Raw genomic sequence first — 13,579 nt, forward strand, 5'->3', positions numbered from 1 at the left:
TTCTGCAACTGAAAAATATCCTGCAACACGCCGAATTGAAAAAATTTAAAAAGGGAAGCGCGCGAGAAGGAAGAACCCGTTCCAAAGAGTTTCCCCTCTCGCCCCCTCTTCCCCATCAAGCTTTGCCCGTTTCCTCGATAATGCCCGCGGCGATGGCCGTGGCGTCGCGCACGAAGGACATGCAGAGCGTTTTGAAGCGGCCCTCCCGCCGGGCGCGTTCGAGGCCTTCGGGGGTGGAGGGGTCCAGGCCGATGAGTTCGCGGCAGACCAGCGAACCGTGGAGCTTGCGAAACCTAGTGTAAAAGTCCTCGATGCGGTCATAGGTCGCGGCCTTGGACGCGGCGTTATCCGCACCGCCGCCCCCGCCGAAAAGCCCAAGCGCCAGCATGGCCCCGGATACGGCCCCGCAGGTCGCCCCCCGGTACATGCCCACGCCAAATCCCGTGGCCAGCCGCGCGGCCGTGTCCGTATCCAGGCCATACGGCGCGCAAAGGGCCATGAGCACGGACTGGGAACAGTTGTAGCCGCTCGTAAAATGCGTTACCGCCGCCTGTGTCGCGTCAGACATGGTCTCCCTCCGGGTTCGTGGCCGGTATTGGCCGTCTGGGCACTTCGCAAACGGCATACCGGGCCGCAACGCCCGAGGCAAGCGACGAAACGGAACGGCTCATGGCCTCTTTTCAAGGGGAAACGCGAGGGCGGCGCTGCGGCCGCAAACGGCTTACAGCAAGGTGACGGTGATGTGGTCGGCTTCGTTGTTGCGCAGGGTCAGGGTGAAGTCGCGCAGCCGCAAGGCCACGGGGTCCTTAAGCGGCGCGCGACCGATGACCTCCACCTCGGTACCTGGAACCAAGCCCATATCCCGCAGCCGCCGGCCAAGCTCACCCCCGGCATCCACGCGGACAAGGCGGGCCTTCTCGCCGACCCGCAGCCGGCGAAGGCCGATGCTCGGCGTTGTCCCATCTGTGGCCATGCGCGCTCCCCCAAAAAAACAGCGCCCGAAGAAGGCTCTCCGGGACGCCGGTCAAGACTGTTTGGTCGTCCCCCCGGCAAGACCAGCCGGGCTGTCCGCAATGTTCGGAGGAAGGAACGAAAAACTACGCCGCCTGAACACAGTCCTCGGCCAGCCGGCCCATGACCTTCTCGGCCAAGCCGCGTCCGATGGAAAGGCACGTGCCCCTGGCCCGCAGACACACCGGCCCGCCACAGCAGGCGGTGATCTCGATCACCGTACCGGGTGTTATGCCCATGGCGAAGAGCCGGCCCCTGGCCTTGGGGCAATCGCAAATGGATTCGACGCGCACGCGGCTGCCGGGGGGAAAATGGGCGAGGCAATGAAGGGGGGCCATGTGGTGCTCCTTTCCTGGAGCTTCATCTAGCCATGTTGAGAATGATTGTCAAGCTCCCTTTCGACCGAACACGCAAGCCCTATCCCCTGCCCGTCCGCTTGAGCGCATAGGTAAGTCCCAGGGAAACCAAGGCCAAAAGGGCCGACAAGAGCCCGGCCCGAAAAAAATCGCCTGTAAAAACGGCGTTGTATATTTCCAAAGAGATGGTGTTGGTGCGCCCGACGATATCGCCGCCCAAGAGCAGGCTGACGCCGACCTCGCCAAGCGCCCGGCCCGTGGCCAGAAAAAGCCCGGCCGCCACACTCTTGCGGCAATGGGGCAGCACCACCCGGACAAAGGTGGTCAGCGGCCCCTTGCCGAGCACGGAGGAAAGCTCGACCAAGCGGAGCAGATCGCCGCGCACGGCGGCCTGTACCGGCCGCACCATCAGCGGGATGCCGGAAGTGATGGCGGCCAGAGCCAGGCCGGGAAAGCTGAAGATGATTTCGACGCCGAGAAAATGCTGGAGCGGCGCGCCGATGAGCCCCTTGCGGCCAAGGAGCAGCAACATGAAAAAGCCCACCGCCATGGGCGGCAGCACCAACGGCAGGGATACCAGAAAATCGAGCATCGCAATCACCCGGCTGTGCCCCCGGCCGAGCAGGTAGCCCAGGGGCACGCCGAGCACGAAGAACACCGGAATCGCCACGGCCATCACCCAAAGCGTCAGCCTGATGGGAAAAAGGACGCCCGGGTCGGACAGGGCCGCTACAATGGCTTCCGGAGTCAATCCCTACATCCCATGCTTTTTGGCGATGGCCTTGGCCGCATCCGTGGCCAGAAAGGCGGAGAAGGACTTGGCCCCGGCGATATTGGGCGAGCCGGCCAGGGATTCGGCCACGATGACGATGGGCGCGTACAGCGACGGATCGACTTCCAGATAGCCGCCGACCTTGTCGCCGACGTTCATGATGTCGGTGCGGTTGACGAAGCCGGCGTCCACTTCGCCGCTGACCACGTACGTGGTGACCTGGGGCACGGTGGCCACGACCAGGAGCTTATCCTTGATGGTCTTGTCCAGGCCGGTCTTGGCCAGAAACTGGGTGGCGGCCCGGCCGTAAATGGCCTTTTTGGCATCGGGCATGGCCACGCGCTTGACATCGGGCTTGGCGATCTCCTTGGCGTCGGTGAAGGTTTTGCCCTTGGGCCAGGCCAGACACAGGATGCCGTGGCCGATCTCGGCGACGCCCGAGAATTTCAGACCGGATTTTTCCAGAAAACCCTTCTCCCCGATGATGACGTCGATGACGCCGCCGGCCTTGGCCTGGGTCGTGACCTGGCCCATATTGCCGAAGATGAGCTCCGGCTTGGTCCCGGAGGTCTTTTCATACGCGGCGGCCAAATCCGTAACGAGCTTTTTGTAGCCCGCGCCGGCGGCGATGGTCAAAGGCCCGGCCAGGGCCTGACCGGCCATGAGAAGCACCAGGACGCAAGTCCAAAGAATTCGCAGCATCACATTCCCTCCTCGCAGCAATGTTGGGGGTTTGCCCGGGGCCGGGCCATGGCGGGGGAAGCCGCGCCGAAACGCGCGAAAAGCGCCTCGCGCTCCTGCCGGTACTGGCACAGCTGGGTGCCAAACCAGTCCGGGTCGATGGCCCCCCGGTTGATGGTCACGACCTGATCGCCGAGAATCGCCGCCTCGGCCAGATCGTGGGTCACGTGCACGATGGGGATGGCGAACCGATCCCGAACGTCCAGAAGTTCATGACGCAGCGTCACGCGGGTGGCGGCGTCCAGGGCGGAAAAGGGTTCGTCGAGCAGAAGCGCCTTGGGCCGCCGGGCCAACGCCTGGCACAGCGCCCCGCGTTGGCGCTCGCCGCCGGACATGGTCCCTGGACGGGCGTCCTTCAAGTGGGCGATGCCGAACAACTCGAGCAGCTCGTCGGCAAAGGCCGTGTCCTTGGTGGCATAGGCCACGTTCTCGGCCAGGGTCATGTGGGGGAAAAGCGAGTATTCCTGGAAAACAAGCCCGATCCCGCGCCGCCTGGGCTTGACGCGGATGCCCTTGGCCGTATCGCGCCAGATCTCGCCGTCGAGACCCACCCGGCCCTTGTCCGGATCGTCCAGACCGGCGAGAAGCCGCAGGATAGTGGTTTTGCCCGACCCCGATGGCCCGGTCAGCACCAGGATGCCGCCGGGCGGACAGGAGAGCTCCACATCCAGGGTGAAATGGGGGAGTTTTTTCGTCAGGCGCGCAAGGAGCGTCATTACGCCTTGGCCTCACCGTTTTTCTTGTCGACGATGGTGGCCAGCACCCGGGCCAGTTCCACGGGCACCGTCATCTGGGGGCAATGGCCGCTTTCGATGGAGTGCATGGCAAAACCGAGGGATTTTGCCCGCTCGGCCATGGCCACCAGCATAGGGTTGGGATTCTGGGCGCAGCGCAGATAGTGGCGCTTGGCGGGAAAAACCAGTTCGCCAAGCGCCGGGTCGGTGAAGGCGGCCAGAGGAAATGGGGCCACACGGGCCATGAACCAGTCCGCATCGGGCGAGCCGGCCACACCGAACAGACCCGCCTCCCACGGCGAGACCAGCCAGCCGTCGATGAGCCTGGATTCGAGCATGGCCCGGAAGGGTTCGCCGCCGAGACTGGCAAAGGACTTACCGGGCTGGGGAATGATGCCTTCCACATAGACGGTGCCGGCCAACCGTTCCATGAGCTCGGCCATGGCCCCGGCGCAGATAAGTCCGGAATAGCTGTGGGCGACGAGAAACGTGTCCGAGAGGTCTTCCAGCTCGAAAAACTGGGTTAGATCGCGTACATACGCCCCAAGTCCCAGTTCCTTGTCCATGGTGTGGCGATGAAAGCCGCACCCGGACAACGTGGGCGCATACACCCGGTGCCCCATGGAAAAAAGCGCTTCGGCGGTCCGCTTCCAGACCCAGCCGCCCTGAAACGCGCCATGCACGCAAACGAATGTGGCCATGCTCCCTCCTTTGTCGGCAACCGGCGCACCTGGCCTGTCGCCGGGCGGCATGCGGCACATGCTACAGTTAATGAACAGTAAAATCCAGCATCACCCGTATTTCTATCCTCGTGACACTGCTACTCGCATAATTAAGTATCACGATTTAATTAATTCCCGTGACTCTACATAGCAAGATGTTCACTATAAAACTTTCCATGCGCGGTCACTGCATCAATGTCACGCCACAAAAACTATTCGTGATAGAAGCGCTGTATTCTTTACAACATAAGAAATGTCGGCTATCCCATCAAAGCATGAGTACGGTCGAAGAAAGCATCCTTGAAAGAGTATCCGGTCTCGACGTCCTGGCCTTGGAACGCCTAAGGGACCACGCCGAAGCCATGCTGGCCCGGAAATCCGATCGGCCGACGCACAGGCGGCAGCATGGCGCACTGGGTCCCTGCCAAGCGGCGCTGTTTACGGTCCCAAACGACATCCGGCACCTGGAAACGGATCAGATCGAGCGTTTGACGGCCGCCTTCGACGAATGGCGCGATGCGGCCCGCACCGCCCCCATCCGCCGGGCCCGCGACCGCATGCGGCTGGTCTACCTGATGTTGCGCCACAGCGGCGGCAAGCTTGGGGAAGTGCTGGCGCTCAATGAGCGCACGGACATCGACCTGGCCCAGTCGATCGTGAGCTTCGGCGGATCCGACCCCAACGAAGCCCCGCGCAGGGTGGTGGTGCCCAAGTCGCTGCTCGAGGAAGTGGTCCGATTCGCCGCAAGTCCTGCCAACAGGGGGATACGCGGCGAAATGTTCCGCCTCGACCCCGGGTTCGTACGCCGCAAGCTCTACGAGCAGGCGCGCCGGGCCGGCCTGCCCCCGGGCCGCGTCAGCCCCACGTCGTTGCGCCATTCCCGGGCGGTGGAGCTCCTTCGCGGCGGCGTTCCCCTGCCCGTTGTCCAGGTTATGCTCGGCCATTCCAGCCTGGTGCTCACGTCCATCTATTGTTCGTTTTCCGACCAGGACTGCCAGCGCATCGTCAACCATTGCGTCGCCAAGGAGAGCCGTGTGAAAACAAGCGCCCGCAACACATTTTTCGGTTCCGTCACCAGCGTGCGCAAGAGCCCGCTTTTAACCGAGGTTTCCCTGACCGCCCAAAATGGTTTCGAGATCGTCTCGGTCATCACCAACGAAAGCTTCGAGCGCCTGGGCCTGACCGAAGGCGGCCAGGTCACGGCCCTGGTCAAGGCCCCGTGGGTGCTTTTGGCCAAGGACGAGAAGATGGCCCGCACCAGCGCCCGCAACTGCTTCCCCGGCCAGGTGGTGAGCATCCGGGGCGACGGCGTGGCGGTGGAGATCATGGGGCTCCTGGACGGCGGCACGCCCATGTGCGCGCTTATCACCGCCGAATCCGTGGAAACCCTCGACATCAAGGAAGGCGACCAGATCTGGTTTTTCTTCAAGGCCTTCAGCGTGATCCTCAATATCGATTGACCGCGGCGCATCCGATCAGGCAAACGGACCCGCCTCCTCAAAAGAACGGCCCGGCGAAGCGCGCTTCGTCGGGCCGTTCGCTTTGGGCGCAGGAAGATGCGGGCGGAGAAAACCTTTCAAAAGGGTTCCCCCCGCTCGCGCATTCCATCCTAGAGCTTCTTCCGCGAGGAACACGCCAGCACGGCAGCGGCCACCGTCATTGGGCGCTCGGCGAAAGAGGCTGGATGGAAAACGTTGCGGCAAGCAAGGTTTCCCCCGGGTCAATCAATCGATGTCCGGGCAGGACTTGAGCGCCTCGGCGATATGGGATTCCGGATAGGCGTAATCGGTCAGCTTGCCTTGCAGGAAGGCATCGTAGGAGGCCAGATCAAGCAGGCCGTGGCCGGAATAAAGGAAGACCACGTTCTCGTCGGGCCCCGCCTGCCTGGCCGTCTCGATGGCGGCCTTGATGGCATGGGAGGTTTCCGGGGCCGGCAAAAAGCCTTCGGTGCGCAAAAAGAGTTTGGCCGCCTCGAAGCATTCGGTCTGGAAATAGGCCGTGGATTCCACGATACCCTCGTTGGCCAGGTTGCACACGATGGGCGCGCCGCCGTGGTAGCGCAGCCCCCCGGCATGGATGGGAGCCGGCATGAAGGCATGGCCCAGGGTGTGCATCTTCAAAAGCGGCGTCAGCTGGGCCACGTCGCCATAGTCGTAGCGGTACTGGCCCCGGGTCAACGTCGGACAGGCCTTGGGCTCCACGGCAATGAAGCGGATCTTCTCGCCCGCGAGCTTGCGGGGCAGAAACGGCAGCACCAGTCCGGCGAAGTTGCTGCCGCCGCCCACGCATCCGACCAGATAATCGGGCTTGGCCCCGATCATGGCCAGCTGTTTTTCCACCTCCAGCCCAATGATGGTCTGGTGGTGCAGCACGTGGTTGAGCACGCTGCCGAGCGCATAACGGGTGTCGTCGTGGGTGACGGCGTCCTCCACGGCCTCGGAGATGGCAAGCCCCAGCGACCCCGTGCAGTCGGGGTCCTGTTCGAGCATGGCCCGGCCGGTCTTGGTGTTTTCCGAGGGCGAGGGGAAGATTTCGCCGCCGTAGGCGTTGATGAGAATGCGGCGATACGGCTTCTGGGTATAACTCACCTTGACCATGTACACCGTGCAGTCGAGGCCGAGCTGGGAACAGGCGAAAGACAGCGCCGTGCCCCACTGCCCGGCCCCGGTCTCGGTGCTGATGCGGCGCACGCCCTCCATCTTGTTGTAGTAGGCCTGGGGAATGGCGGTGTTGGGCTTGTGGGAGCCGGCCGGAGAAACGGATTCGTTCTTATAGAAGATCTTGCATTTGACCCCGAGGGCCTTTTCCAGGCGCTTGGCCCGCACCAGCGGCGTTGGCCGATACAGGCGGTAGATGTCCAGCACGGGCTCGGGGATGGGGAGCCAACGTTGTGAAGACAACTCCTGCTCGATGACGGCCTTGGGGAAAATGAGCTCCAGCTGGGCGGGGTCCACGGGCTGCTTGGTCTGGGGATCGAGCGGCGGCGCCAGGGGAGTCGGCAGGTCGGGCAGGGCATTGTACCACTGCCGGGGCATCTCGCTTTCGGGAAGGGTGATTTTCAGCTCCATGCATCTCTCCAAGGATATGTTTTTGTCGTGCAGGCCGTAACGGCCCCGCCTTGCCGTCCTGTCCGCGCTGCTGCCGGACACGTCGCAAAGCCCACCAGCTAAAACCGGCCGCTCCATGGTGTCAATACGTGCGGGCCGGGCGACGGTGCTTTCCGTCCGTAAGCGGATCGGTTAGAAAAAACCGGCCCATACGCCAAAGGACACGGACATGAAACGATTCGCCTGCGCCCTTGCCCTTGTTTTCGCCTGCGCCCTGCCCGCCCGGGCCGGGGAAATCATTGTTTTCGCCGCCGCCAGCCTGACCAACGCCGTGGGGGAAATGGCCCCGCTTTTCGCCAGACTGCATCCGGGCCTGACCGTGCGCGGGGAATACGCCGCCTCGGGCGCGCTGCTTGGACGCATGGACAACGGCGAGGCCTGCGACGTTTTTTTGAGCGCCGACACCCAGACCATGGACGCGGCCGCGGACAGGCGACGTATCGTCGCCACGACGCGCACGACCTTTGCCGGCAACGCCCTGGTCCTGGCCGTGCCGGCCGGCAACCCGGCCCATGTGACGGGCCTGGAATCGCTTTTTCGCGGCGGCGTGCAGCGCATCGGCGTAGGCAACCCCGAATCCGTGCCGGCCGGACGCTATGCCAAACTGGCCCTGCAAAAACGGGCCATGTGGTTCGCCCTGACCAGCAAGCTCGTCTACTATCCGTCCGTGCGCCACGTCCTGGCCGCCGTCAAAGCAAGCGACTGCGACGCCGGCTTCGTCTACGCTACCGACGCGGCCATCGCCGGCAAGGCCGTGGCCATCGCCGCCACCGTGCCGCTCACGCCTCCGGTCACCTATGCGGCGGCCGTCGCGGCCAAGGCCCCCAATCCCCAAGGGGCGACCACGTTCCTCGCCTTCCTGCCCACGCCCGAGGCAAAGGCCATCCTCAGCCGCTTCGGCTTCACCGTCCCGTAAAAATGGGAGAAATTCGCCGGGGGGAAACCTTTCTGAAGAAAGGTTCTCCCCCCGGGCCCCCTTTCCAAAGACTTATAATAGTGATGGCGTATTGTCCGTATCCCACCAGTACCTATTGAAAACTTTAGGAAGGGGAGAGCGCGAGAGGGGAGAACCCTTTTTAAAGGGTTTCCCCTCTCGCACTTCCTTTCCCAAAAGTATTATTTAAAGTTCCGGCGCGGCAGGGGGCACGAGGCAGATGAAGACGAGCGGTTCGTCGCCGGTATTTTGCATCTGGTGGGTGGCGTTTGGCGGGATGAAGGCCACGGACCCGGGGCCGATGTTTTTTCGCACGCCGTCGCATTCCACCCAGCCCTGGCCGGAATGGACGAATTGCTGATGTTCCCAGGGATGCCTGTGGGCCGGAATGACGCCTCCCTTGGCCACCTCGATGACACGCATGCAGAAATTGTCCGCGCCGTCGGCCTTGCCGATGACCACCCGGCCGGTCACGCCATGCATGGTGGCGGCGGTCAGTTCCCGGGCCGGGACCTCGTCGAATGTGATACACTTCATGATCGTTGCTCCCTTCCATCACGGCTTGCCCGGCCGGGCCGCGTATGCAGCGTATCCCGGCGCGGGGTTGCCTTCCGGGTACACGCCACGCCCCGAAACGACAAGCCGCCCCCCGTTTTCCGCCTGCCCGACGAAAGATGCCGCCGGACCTTCCCTTTCCGCAAGGCATTGGCTAGCATACGCCAACGTCACTTCCCTGCCCGGAGTTACCGCATGTCCCGCATCCGACCCGCATTTGTCCTGCTGCTTGTTCTGGCCCTGACCGCCTGCGCGCCCAAGCCCCAAACCCGGCACGACGCCGCCAAAGCCAAGTCCACGGCCAAATCCGTTGCGAAGGCGCCCTCCTCCCAGCCGCCCCACCGGGTTGTCCTTGGCGAGCCGTTGCCGCCCGATGCGCCTGTTGCCCCGGCTCCGGCAGAGCCGTCGCCCTTTCAGCAGCCCCTTGCCCCTCCGGCTTCCGCTGCGCCGGCCGCCGTTGCCCAGGCGCCAGCGGAACAGACCCCGGCCCAGCCGACGCCTTTGGCGCAGCCGCCGGGGCAGGCGGCCCCCACCGCCGCGCCCCAGGGCGTTCCCATGTTCGGCGAAGCGGCCGCCCAAATTCCCGGCACGGCAGCGCCCACGGGATTTGGCGGACTGGCCTGGGGAGCCTCGGCCAAATCGACTCCGGGGCTGGCCACCTATGAAGTGGACAAGGGAGCCGATGTGGTTACCTGCATCTGGCCCCAGGGTCCCAAGGACATCGCCGGCGCGCCCATCCGCGACGCCTTCTATGAATTTTTCAAAGACCGTTTCTACCATGTGTGGATCGATTTCGACGGCATGGCCACCTACCAAAAGGCGCTGGCCGGCCTCACAAAGGACTTCGGCCCGCCGACGGAAGAAAAGCCCGACCAGTACTACCATTCCTGGAGCATCGGCGACGTCAACATCTACTGCGTCTTCCATCCCGCCGAAAACGCGGGCGACGTGAGCTTTTTCTACCAGCCGCTCTACGAACCCATGATGGCGGCCCAAAAAGCGGCCGCCGCCAAAAAAACCCCGAGGAGCCGCAAGAAATGACCGCGCGCGACGCCTATGACCGCTTGGTCGCCCATGGCCGGGCCAGTACCGACATCGGCGCGGCGCTAAGCCTCCTGTCCTGGGACCAGCAGGTGATGCTGCCCGCCGCCGCCCATGCCGGCCGGGCCGCCCAGATCGGGGAGCTGACCGCCATCCTGCACCGCCGGGCCACGGACCCGGCCATCGGCGACTGGCTTGCGGCCTGCGAGGAATCGGAACTGACGGCCGTCCCGACAAGTCCCGAGGCGGCCAACATCCGCGAATGGCGGCGTGATTACGACTTGGCCGTGAAAATCCCCCATGACCTGGCCGTGGCCTTGGCCCGGGCGGCCAGCACCGGGCAGCGGGCCTGGGAGATCGCTAGAAAAGACAACGATTTCCAAGCGTTCTCCCCACAGCTTAAAGAGTTACTTGAACTTTCAAAACGGAAAGCGGAAGCCCTGGGCTATGCCGGCGAACCCTACGACGCCCTGCTCGACGGCTTCGAGCCGGGGGAGACGACCGCCACCATAACACCGATCCTGGTTGAGCTGCGGGACGCGATCCGCGCCATCATGGACGCGGTGGCCGGCGCGCCGGCCCCAGCCCCCCTGCCCGGCGGGCCGTACCCGCTCGCGGATCAGGAAGCCTTTCTGGCCGAGGTGACCCGGCGCATCGGCCTGCCGCCCGAGGCCTCACGCCTGGACGTGTCGGCCCACCCCTTTTCGACCCAGATCGGCCCGGGCGATGTCCGCATTACCGTGCGCTACGACACCGCCGATTGCACCAAGGCGCTTTTCGGAGCCGTGCACGAGACCGGGCATTCGCTCTACAGCCTTGGCCATGACAGAGGCGACGCCCGCCATGGCACCCCCATGGGCGAATACGTTTCCCTGGGCGTGCATGAATCCCAGTCCCGGCTCTGGGAAAACCAGGTGGCCCGCTCGTTGTCCTTCTGGGAACATTTCCTGCCGCTGGCCGGGACGCATTTCCCGCAGCTGACCGGGCTTGCGCCCGAAGCCGTGTTCAAGGCCGTCGGGGCGATCGCGCCGGGGCTTATCCGGGTGGACGCCGACGAGACGACCTACAACCTGCACATTGTGCTGCGCTTCGAGTTGGAACTGGCCCTGGTGCGCGGCGATCTGGCCGTGGCCGACCTGCCCGGGGCCTGGAACGCGAAATCCGAGGAGATCCTCGGCATCGTGCCCCCGGACGACGCTTCCGGCTGCCTGCAGGACGTGCACTGGGCCACCGGAGCCTTCGGCTACTTTCCCACCTACAGCCTGGGCAACCTGTACGCCGCCTGCCTGTTCGAAGCGGCGGGCAAGGCCATCCCCGACCTGCCGCAGCGCATGGCGGCCGGGGATTTCGGGGCGCTGCTCGCCTGGCTGCGCACGAACATCCACGAAAAGGGCCGCCTGCTGCGTCCGCGCGACCTGATTGCCACGGCAACGGGCCAAGCCCCGACAGCGGGGCCGCTGATCCGGCACCTGCGAGCCAAGGCGGCGGCCATTTACGGCGTGTGAGCGCCTTTGGGCGCAAAAAAGGGATTGCGGGCCTTTTCCCGGCCCACGGTGGTCGGCGGGCCATGGCCCGGGAATATTTCCGTCGCGTCGGGGAGATTCAGGAGCCTGTCCCGGATGGAGGCCAAAAGCAGCGTGCCGTCGCCATAAGCCGTATCGGTGCGTCCCACACTGCCGGCAAAAAGCGTGTCCCCGGTGAAGGCGATCAGGGAGCGCGGGAAAAAATAGGCCAGATGCCCCGGCGTATGCCCGGGCACAGGCAGGACCAGGCAAGGCTCGTCCAGAAAGACCTGTCGTCCTGGGGGGATATCCTCAAAGGTGAAGGAGGGGCTCACCAGCCGCCCGCCCGGCGAGGCGATGCCGTCCCCGGCCAGAAAGGCGTCGGCGGAAGAGGCGTACACCGGCGCGCCCGTTTCCCGGACAAGTTTGGCCACGCCGAGTACATGGTCGTGATGCAGGTGCGTGAGCAGCACGGCGGTAAGCGTCAGCCCACGCTTGCCGATCTCCCCCAGCACCAGCCCCGGCCGGCCGCCGCAGTCGACGACCACGGCCCGGCCGTCCTCCTTCCAAAGCAGGTAGGCGTTGACCTCGAGCGGGTCCATGCGAAAGGTCCGTATCAACATGCGGTTGCGGAAATTCCGTCCTCCCGGCAGTCTCGCTTGCAAGCCCCTTGCCGAACGGGCTTAAAGGCCTCCAGGAGCCAAACATGATCCTTTTTCGCGGCAACTGCCAGATGCAGTTTTGCGCCGAGGCGGCAACGGCTGCCGGCCTGCCGGCGGCCTTCGACTCCCTGGCCTCGCCCGTGACCCTGGCCCGTTCGCCCTGCTTCGTGCCGCCGCTCCTGGCGAAAATGATCGCCGCCGCCGGAGTCGGGGAATACCTGCACACCAGGGAGCTTGCCGCCCAGTTCCTGCCCCCGGCGGCCGAGCCTCGCCCCGAGGCCCTGGTGGTCAACCTCTTTCACGAAAACACCCCCCTTTTTCTGCACAATAGCGACGGGCACGCCTTCTATATCGATCCCCGGTCCCTGGATGCCGCGCCGGCTTTCGGCCGCTTCATCCGCCGCCACTACCGCAGCATCGCGCCCAATCCCGCAACCTATCTCGACCGGCTGGCGAACATGCTTTTGGCCTGGCGGGAGGCTCTGCCCGAAGTGCCGCTTATCGTGTGCGGCCGGATGTCCCACTTTCCGGGCCTTGGCCCCGCGCCCCACTCCTATTTGCAAGGCTGGGGCGAGGCCTGCTTTGGGGCGGGCCGGGAATTCGCGGCCTGGGCGGCCAGCCTCCCGGGCGTCCATTTTCTCGACGCCGACCGGATCATGGCCGGAGTGATGGCCCAAAGCGGCACGCCGGTGGAGGCGCATTTCCCGTTTCTGCGCATCCAAACGGCCGAGGCCGGGAGGCAGGCCATAAGCCGGGACCTGGAGCATGCCGGCGGGCTGTGGCCGGCAATTGTCGCCAAGGTCAAAGAGGCGCTGGAGACGGGACAAGTGGCCTACGCCCCGGACGAGGCCGTGCCCGCGTCCTGGGACAAACCCTTTGCGCCCGAACGCCTGGACGAGGCGGCCATACTCCCCCTGCTCATAAGCGGCTCCAACTACAAGGCGGCCCGGGCGGTGGACCAGTTCTTCTTCCGGCCCGAGACCGACTTCACCGGGCTTCTGGTCACGGCGGCACCGTACATGCCGGTGTGCCACAACCTGCTGTCCATGGTGCGGGCCTACGGCCGCTGGCGCAAGAACCCGGCCCTGGCCGTCTGGTGCGAGGCCCATGCCCGCACGGCCGAGGCCTTCACGGCCAATGGCGAGGCCTACCGCCGGGAGTACCTGGGAAAAATCGCGGAACTTGCCCGGATGCTCCTTGCCCCGCAAGCCGTTTGAGATTATCAAACGCCTCGTTTGATAATCTCAAACGGGCCTGGGGCGCGGTCCGAAACGATCCGCTCCATCCTGCGCGGGCACATGCTGCCCTGATTCAAAACCCAAGTTCTGTCGGCATGTTGCCGTCAACCCGGTCTCCTTTGCGGGGTTTGTGGCATGGTTCGTGCTGCCTGTGGAAAACATTTGGGGAAGGGTTTTGATCCGCGGGAGTTGTATCACTTTTTC

The 13,579-nt window shown here is 64.5% G+C and carries 15 protein-coding genes; 5 read left to right on the forward strand and 10 right to left on the reverse strand.

All coding sequences use genetic code 11. The features are described 5' to 3' along the window. Nucleotides 1–115 precede the first annotated feature (115 nt). From ACMZ6R_RS11405 to ACMZ6R_RS11435, 7 genes are all read right to left on the reverse strand, one after another. Nucleotides 116–568, reverse strand: a complete 453-nt coding sequence (locus ACMZ6R_RS11405) for a C-GCAxxG-C-C family protein (protein ID WP_416111477.1) — start codon at nucleotides 566–568, stop codon at nucleotides 116–118. A 153-nt stretch (nucleotides 569–721) separates the two neighbouring features. Further along, entirely contained in the window at nucleotides 722–973 is a 252-nt protein-coding gene (locus ACMZ6R_RS11410) for a FeoA family protein (RefSeq protein WP_416111479.1), read from the reverse strand. 124 nt (nucleotides 974–1,097) lie between these two features. Next, nucleotides 1,098–1,349, reverse strand: a complete 252-nt coding sequence (locus ACMZ6R_RS11415; protein ID WP_416111481.1) for a FeoA family protein — start codon at nucleotides 1,347–1,349, stop codon at nucleotides 1,098–1,100. Nucleotides 1,350–1,428: 79 nt separating this feature from the next. After that, nucleotides 1,429–2,118 carry a molybdate ABC transporter permease subunit gene (locus ACMZ6R_RS11420; RefSeq protein WP_416111483.1) on the reverse strand — a complete coding sequence of 230 codons (690 nt, stop codon included), beginning with the start codon at nucleotides 2,116–2,118 and terminating at the stop codon, nucleotides 1,429–1,431. 3 nt (nucleotides 2,119–2,121) lie between these two features. Further along, nucleotides 2,122–2,841, reverse strand: coding sequence for a molybdate ABC transporter substrate-binding protein (gene modA, locus ACMZ6R_RS11425; RefSeq protein WP_416111485.1), 720 nt, complete (start codon nucleotides 2,839–2,841; stop codon nucleotides 2,122–2,124). Beyond that, nucleotides 2,841–3,596: an ATP-binding cassette domain-containing protein gene (locus ACMZ6R_RS11430; protein WP_416111487.1), complete on the reverse strand. Its 756-nt coding sequence runs from the start codon at nucleotides 3,594–3,596 to the stop codon at nucleotides 2,841–2,843. The genes modA (ACMZ6R_RS11425) and ACMZ6R_RS11430 overlap by 1 nt, the downstream gene beginning before the upstream one ends. Next, the gene (locus ACMZ6R_RS11435) at nucleotides 3,596–4,315 is read right to left on the reverse strand and encodes an alpha/beta fold hydrolase (RefSeq protein ID WP_416111489.1); all 720 of its coding nucleotides are present in this window, start codon (nucleotides 4,313–4,315) and stop codon (nucleotides 3,596–3,598) included. Before ACMZ6R_RS11435 ends, ACMZ6R_RS11430 begins: the two co-directional genes overlap by 1 nt. 296 nt (nucleotides 4,316–4,611) lie before the next feature. On the opposite strand from ACMZ6R_RS11435, the gene ACMZ6R_RS11440 reads away from it, so the two are divergent. Then, nucleotides 4,612–5,796 carry a TOBE domain-containing protein gene (locus tag ACMZ6R_RS11440; protein ID WP_416111491.1) on the forward strand — a complete coding sequence of 395 codons (1,185 nt, stop codon included), beginning with the start codon at nucleotides 4,612–4,614 and terminating at the stop codon, nucleotides 5,794–5,796. Nucleotides 5,797–6,060: 264 nt separating this feature from the next. Here ACMZ6R_RS11440 and ACMZ6R_RS11445 read toward each other — a convergent pair whose 3' ends face one another. After that, entirely contained in the window at nucleotides 6,061–7,404 is a 1,344-nt protein-coding gene (locus ACMZ6R_RS11445; RefSeq protein ID WP_416111493.1) for a TrpB-like pyridoxal phosphate-dependent enzyme, read from the reverse strand. 208 nt (nucleotides 7,405–7,612) lie between these two features. Between ACMZ6R_RS11445 and modA (ACMZ6R_RS11450) the strand changes: the two genes are divergently transcribed. Continuing rightward, nucleotides 7,613–8,359, forward strand: coding sequence for a molybdate ABC transporter substrate-binding protein (gene modA, locus ACMZ6R_RS11450; protein WP_416111495.1), 747 nt, complete (start codon nucleotides 7,613–7,615; stop codon nucleotides 8,357–8,359). 204 nt (nucleotides 8,360–8,563) lie between these two features. On the opposite strand, the gene ACMZ6R_RS11455 is transcribed toward modA (ACMZ6R_RS11450), so the two are convergent. Next, entirely contained in the window at nucleotides 8,564–8,914 is a 351-nt protein-coding gene (locus ACMZ6R_RS11455; RefSeq protein WP_416111497.1) for a cupin domain-containing protein, read from the reverse strand. Nucleotides 8,915–9,127: 213 nt separating this feature from the next. Here ACMZ6R_RS11455 and ACMZ6R_RS11460 point away from each other — a divergent pair, with 213 nt between their 5' ends. Both ACMZ6R_RS11460 and ACMZ6R_RS11465 read left to right on the forward strand, forming a co-directional pair. Beyond that, on the forward strand, nucleotides 9,128–9,973 hold the full coding sequence (locus ACMZ6R_RS11460) for a hypothetical protein (protein WP_416111499.1): 846 nt from the start codon (nucleotides 9,128–9,130) through the stop codon (nucleotides 9,971–9,973). After that, the gene (locus ACMZ6R_RS11465) at nucleotides 9,970–11,478 is read left to right on the forward strand and encodes a carboxypeptidase M32 (RefSeq protein ID WP_416111501.1); all 1,509 of its coding nucleotides are present in this window, start codon (nucleotides 9,970–9,972) and stop codon (nucleotides 11,476–11,478) included. The genes ACMZ6R_RS11460 and ACMZ6R_RS11465 overlap by 4 nt, the downstream gene beginning before the upstream one ends. Here the strand turns inward: ACMZ6R_RS11465 and ACMZ6R_RS11470 are convergent. Next, nucleotides 11,466–12,077, reverse strand: a complete 612-nt coding sequence (locus ACMZ6R_RS11470) for an MBL fold metallo-hydrolase (RefSeq protein ID WP_416111503.1) — start codon at nucleotides 12,075–12,077, stop codon at nucleotides 11,466–11,468. The genes ACMZ6R_RS11465 and ACMZ6R_RS11470 overlap by 13 nt on opposite strands. Nucleotides 12,078–12,181: 104 nt before the next feature. Here ACMZ6R_RS11470 and ACMZ6R_RS11475 point away from each other — a divergent pair, with 104 nt between their 5' ends. Continuing rightward, nucleotides 12,182–13,354, forward strand: coding sequence for a hypothetical protein (locus ACMZ6R_RS11475; protein ID WP_416111505.1), 1,173 nt, complete (start codon nucleotides 12,182–12,184; stop codon nucleotides 13,352–13,354). The last annotated feature ends 225 nt before the right edge of the window (nucleotides 13,355–13,579 follow it).

The sequence above is a fragment of the Solidesulfovibrio sp. C21 genome (assembly GCF_047785625.1).
Lineage (GTDB): Bacteria > Desulfobacterota > Desulfovibrionia > Desulfovibrionales > Desulfovibrionaceae > Solidesulfovibrio.